This is a genomic window from Arthrobacter sp. H41 (assembly GCF_000520535.1).
Classification (GTDB): Bacteria; Actinomycetota; Actinomycetes; order Actinomycetales; family Micrococcaceae; genus Arthrobacter_D.
This window is the reverse complement of sequence record NZ_KI914819.1, coordinates 126,736-131,650: the sequence shown is the minus strand read 5'-3', so window position 1 is coordinate 131,650 and position 4,915 is coordinate 126,736. Positions and strand designations below refer to the sequence as shown.

The 4,915-nt window shown below is 64.2% G+C and carries 5 protein-coding genes; all 5 read right to left on the bottom strand.

Annotated elements, in window-relative coordinates:
- Positions 1 to 777: ABC transporter substrate-binding protein (locus Y705_RS0113605; RefSeq protein ID WP_026533258.1), on the bottom strand; the 777-nt coding region annotated here is incomplete at its 3' end.
- A 52-nt stretch (positions 778 to 829) separates the two neighbouring features.
- Positions 830 to 1,666 (bottom strand): ABC transporter permease, encoded by an 837-nt coding sequence (locus tag Y705_RS0113600; RefSeq protein WP_216698802.1) that lies wholly within the window; start codon positions 1,664 to 1,666, stop codon positions 830 to 832.
- Positions 1,663 to 2,505, bottom strand: a complete 843-nt coding sequence (locus Y705_RS0113595; RefSeq protein ID WP_026533256.1) for an ABC transporter ATP-binding protein — start codon at positions 2,503 to 2,505, stop codon at positions 1,663 to 1,665. Before Y705_RS0113595 ends, Y705_RS0113600 begins: the two co-directional genes overlap by 4 nt.
- A gap of 287 nt (positions 2,506 to 2,792) precedes the next feature.
- Positions 2,793 to 3,725, bottom strand: a complete 933-nt coding sequence (locus Y705_RS0113590; protein ID WP_049822761.1) for an AEC family transporter — start codon at positions 3,723 to 3,725, stop codon at positions 2,793 to 2,795.
- A gap of 103 nt (positions 3,726 to 3,828) precedes the next feature.
- The gene (locus Y705_RS0113585; protein WP_026533254.1) at positions 3,829 to 4,560 is read right to left on the bottom strand and encodes a DUF72 domain-containing protein; all 732 of its coding nucleotides are present in this window, start codon (positions 4,558 to 4,560) and stop codon (positions 3,829 to 3,831) included.
- Positions 4,561 to 4,915 lie beyond the last annotated feature (355 nt).

The window sequence follows — 4,915 nt, the reverse complement described above, 5'->3', positions numbered from 1 at the left end:
GAGCCAGTCGGCGGTGGCATAGAGGCTCGATGACGGCCAGGCTTCGGCGTCGAAGACCTCCTTCAGCCCCTCCAGCGTGCGGACGTCCTCGATGATGGTGGGTTCCGTTCCGAGGCGCTTGCCCAGCACGGTGATGTCTGGCTCGAGCATGACGGCGGCGTCGACCTGCCCCTGCTCGACGGCGGCGACAGCGGACGAACCGGCCCCGATGGCCGAGACGGCGGCGGCGTCGATTTCCATGCCGTTCTGCGACAGCAGGTACTTCACGAACATGTCGGTGGAGGATCCCGGTGAGGTGACGCCCACGTTCTTGCCCTCGAGATCGGCGACGGTCTTGATGGTGTCCTTGTTCTTCTCGGCGACCACGAGGGCGAGACCGGAGGACAGGTTCATATTGACGAAGGCCTTGACCGGCTGGTTCTTCGCCTGCATCTGGATGGTGTGCTCGTAATACCCGCTGGTGACGTCCGTGCTGCCGCCAATCATTGCCGTCAATGCCTTGGATCCGCCCTGCAGGTCCTGGAGGTCAACGTTCAGGCCTTCCTCCTCGTAGTAACCGAGCTCGTTGGCCAGCGTGGTGGGGAGGTAGGTCAGCAGGGTCTGACCACCGACGCCGATGGTGACCGTCTCACCTTCGCCGCCCCCGCTGCCCTCCTGGCCAGGCGGAGCCGACTCGGGCGCACCGCAGGAAGAAATTGCCAGTGCCAAGCCGACAAGCAACGCAGAAGCCTGTACCCCTCTGGTGCGGCGGCGTCGCTGGCTGTCGATGATGTTCATGAAATTCCCTTCTAGGTGTGAATTGTGGAGGAGCGGGATGCGACGGATGGCTCTAGCCGGATTGATTCGGGCGCCACCTCAGGAGGTGCCGTTCCACCCGGTTGACGAGGATGTCGATGATCAGCACCACGATCATGAGGATGAACATGCCCGCGAAGACGCCCTCGGTGTCGAAGACTCCCTGGGCCTGGGCGATGGCGTATCCGACGCCGGCGGAGGCGCCGAGATACTCGCCCACCACGGCACCCGTGATGGCGAAGCCCACGCTGATATGCAGGCTCGAGAAGATCCAGGTCAGTGCGCTCGGGATGAACACGTGGCGCAGCAGTTGTCTCTCGGTCGCTCCAAGCATCTTCGCGTTGTCCACGAGGACGCGGTCAACGCTCTTGACGCCTTCGAGCGTGTTGAAGAAGACGATGAAGAACACGAGCGTGAACCCGAAAGCGACCTTCGACCAGATGCCCAGGCCGAACCACAGCAGGAAGATGGGAGCGAGCACCACGCGCGGAAGGGCGTTGAAGATTTTCAGGAACGGATCGAACAGGCGCTCCAGGATCCGGACGCGCGCGAGCAGGAACCCGAGGATGAGGCCGACCGCGGCCCCGGTGAAGAAGGCAAGGACGGCTTCCTGCATGGTGATCCAGAGGTGCGGGAACACATAGCCCGTCGACACCCATTCCCATACGGTGATGAGGATGTCGGACGGCAGCGGGAAGAAGAACTCGTCGATGATGCCTGCGCGGGCCAGCAGTTCCCAGGATCCGAGCACGGCCACTGTCAGCGCGAGTTGCCCCATCCGGATTGAGAAGTTCGACGGTTCGGTCCGCTTCTTGGTAGCCCGGCGTTGCGCGGCAGGGCTGGCGTTCGGCTGGGCTGGTGCCAATGTCATGCGACGTCGCTTTCTTCGTCCTGGGCCGAGGCGTAGGTTCTGGAGACTTCGACCTTCAGCCGGCCCCAGATTTCGCGGTGCAGTTCCACGAACTTCGGGTCATCGCGGATGTCCAGGAGGTCGCGGGGTCGCGGGATGGTGATCTCATAACTGCCGACGACGGTGCTGCCGGGCCCCGCTCCGAGGATGATCACCTCGTCCGAGAGCGCAATGGCCTCATCCAGGTCGTGGGTGATGAATACGACCGCCTTTCCGGATTCACCCCACAGCTGCAGGAGTTCGTTTTCCATGATCTGGCGGGTCTGGACGTCGAGGGCGGAGAACGGCTCATCCATGAGCAGGATGTCCGGGTTCACGATCCAGGCCTGCGCGACGGCGGTGCGTTTCCGCATGCCCCCGCTCAGCTGATGCGGGTACCGGTCCGCGAAGTTCTTCATGCCGACCTTCTCGAGCCAGCGACGGGACTCGGAGTAGGCATCCGCTTTCGATACGCCGGCCATCGTCAGGCCGAGGCTCACGTTGTCGATCACCGACTTCCACGGAAGCAGTGCGTCCTGCTGGAACATGTAGGACGCACGGCGGTTGACGCCGTCGATCCGTGTGCCGAAGCTCTTAACGGTGCCCGACGTGGGGGAGAGGAGCCCCGCGGCCATATTGAGAATTGTGGATTTTCCCGAGCCGGTGGGTCCGACGATCGACACGAATCGGCCGGGTTCGACCTTCAGGTCGATGTCTCGAACTGCGAAGTATGACCCCCCGCCGGGTGTGGCGAACTCCTTGGTGCAGCCGGTCAGGTCAACCGCGTACGGTGACGGCTCTGCTTGTACAGGATGCGTCATTGCTTATCTCCCGAACCACATCGTGGGTTATCCCTCATATAGTGGATACGAGGCTAGCAGTAAGCCAGATCACACTCAAGGGTTGTCCACAATATTTCGACCGACCTCGTCCGCTCCGAGGGGATGATGCACGCACTGGTTCGGGAGAGGAAGTCGGGGTGCCGCTGGTGAAAGCGGGTTTTCCCGACTCAAGTTCCTGTCTCACCGGGACGTCTTCCCTGCTTCGGTCCGAGTCGGGGCACGCGGCTCTGCTGCCGAGGAGCTTTGCTGCGAACCCATGAAGAGACCTACAGCCCGGGCACATCCACCAGCGTCACGATCGCGATCATCGGCAGGATCGACAGCGCCGTGGTCACGAGGGCCGATTGACGCGCGATGCCTCGCCCGCGGTCGTACCGGATCGCCGCGATAAGTACGTTCTGCGCCGTCGGCAAAGCAGCGAAAAGGGTCACTGCGAGGAGAGGTATGTCCTCCATGCCGAAGACAAAACGGCCGAAGAGGAACGCCACGGTAGGGTGGACCCCGAGTTTGAGGATCGTCACGAGCCACAGATCGACGGCGGCCACGGGCTGGGGCGTCCGCAGCCCAGCTGCGAGGGAAAGCCCGAACGCGATCAGCGCTCCCGGCACCGCGATGCCGGCAACGAGCTCGACCGGTTCAAGGACCATCGAGGGCACGATAAAGCCGGTTCCGGCTACTGCCATTCCGAGGAAGCTGCCGATCGTGATGGGATTCCGCAGCGGCCGCAGGAGGCGCTTGCCCACCGACTCGGAGATGTTCGCGTCGGCGTCCAGGATCGCGTAGGCGACCGGCGCAATCACCACCACCTGGAACAGCATGACGGGCGCCACGAGGGCAGCGTTCCCGAACACGAACACGGTGATGGGAATACCGAGATTCCCTGCATTCACATACGACGACGACAGCGCACCGATCACCGTATCTCCGGTGCTCCGTTTCAACGCCCAGTGCGCGATGGCCGCGTAGGCGAGGGCGATCAGCGTGGTCGAGATGGCGGTGACGGCCAGCGTGGGCGACACGACGTCGGTCAGGTCCGCTGAGCTGAGGGTGACGAACAGCAGGGCAGGGGTGCCGGCGAAGAAAACGAGCCGTGACAACACTTCCTGTGCGCCGCGGCCGAGAACCTCAAGCTTTCCGAGGACGTATCCGACGCCGATCACTGCCGCGATGACGAGGAAGCCCTGGAGAACTCCACCCACAGACACTCCCCATCCGATGAGCCGCAGCCGACGCCTGTTCTGCCGGAAGTCCGCGACCCATCCCTTCCCGAGCGTAGTGGCTGATGGGTCAGCGAACCGTATGTTACCCCGAGCCGAGGATGCCCTTCAGGGTGTCGGCGTTCCGCACCGCGTTGCCGCCACCGTCGTTGTTGAAGTACACGTAGACGTCCTTGCCCACGCCCTGCCACTCGCGGATCCGATCCGCCCACCAGTGCAGATCCGTATCGGAGTAGGAGCCGCCATAAAGGTACTTGGAGTCGGGCCCATGCATCCGCAGGTAGACGAACGGCGCGGTGGCGCGCAGGACGCACGGCAGGTTCGCGCCGCTCATCACGCAGTACGCCGCACCGTGGCGCTCCAGCAGGGCGTACACGGAGTCGTCGTTCCAACTGTCGTGGCGGAACTCGACGGCGACCCGGATCCAGGCGGGCAGGAGACCGAGGAAGTAGTCGAGCCGTGCGTCGTCGCGAGGAAGGCCCGGAGGGAGCTGGACGAGCAGGATCGCGCGCTTGTCCCCGAGTTCGTGCCAGCAGCGGGTGATGCGCTCCACCCAGATGTCGGGTTGGTACAGCTTCTTCCCGTGGGTCAGCCCGCGGGGCGCCTTGACCGAGAGGAGGAATCCTTCCGGAAGCCTCCTACGCCAGCCGGCGAAGGTGGTGTCGCGGGGCCAGCGGTAGAAGCTCGCATTGAGTTCCACGGTACCGAAGCGCTGCACGTAGTAGCCGAGCCGCCTGGCCGACGGCGTTCCGGCGGGATAGACGACGTCGTTCCAGTGGTCGTAGCTCCAGCTGGAGGTGCCGATGTGAACGTTCATGGTCAGCTCCGCAGTACCCATGCCGCGTTGTCCGGCTCGAGCCAGCCCTCCAGCGCCTGAGGCACGGACGTGATGAGCACCGACCCCGCCGGCAACAGCACTGGTCTCCCCCATGGCGACGGCGACGAAGAACTCGCTCCCGCGCTCGCAGATGAGCAGGTTGCCACCCTCCACGCGCCAGGTGCCGCCGTCGTCGGGGGCGAAGACGCTTTCGGTGGCCAACTGCCGCCGCAACTCGAGCGCGGAGATGACCAGCCGGAGTGTCGAGCCCGGATTTTCCCACTGAACCTCGACGGCGGCGGACCCCCACGATGCGGGCACGGGCAGCCATGGCTCGGACGCCGGTGCCGTCAGC

Coding starts and splice junctions, on each gene's coding strand:
- Y705_RS0113600 (WP_216698802.1), bottom strand. CDS start 1,666: ATGACATTGGCACCAGCCCAGCCGAACGCCAGCCCTGCCGCGCAACGC.
- Y705_RS0113595 (WP_026533256.1), bottom strand. CDS start 2,505: ATGACGCATCCTGTACAAGCAGAGCCGTCACCGTACGCGGTTGACCTG.
- Y705_RS0113585 (WP_026533254.1), bottom strand. CDS start 4,560: ATGAACGTTCACATCGGCACCTCCAGCTGGAGCTACGACCACTGGAAC.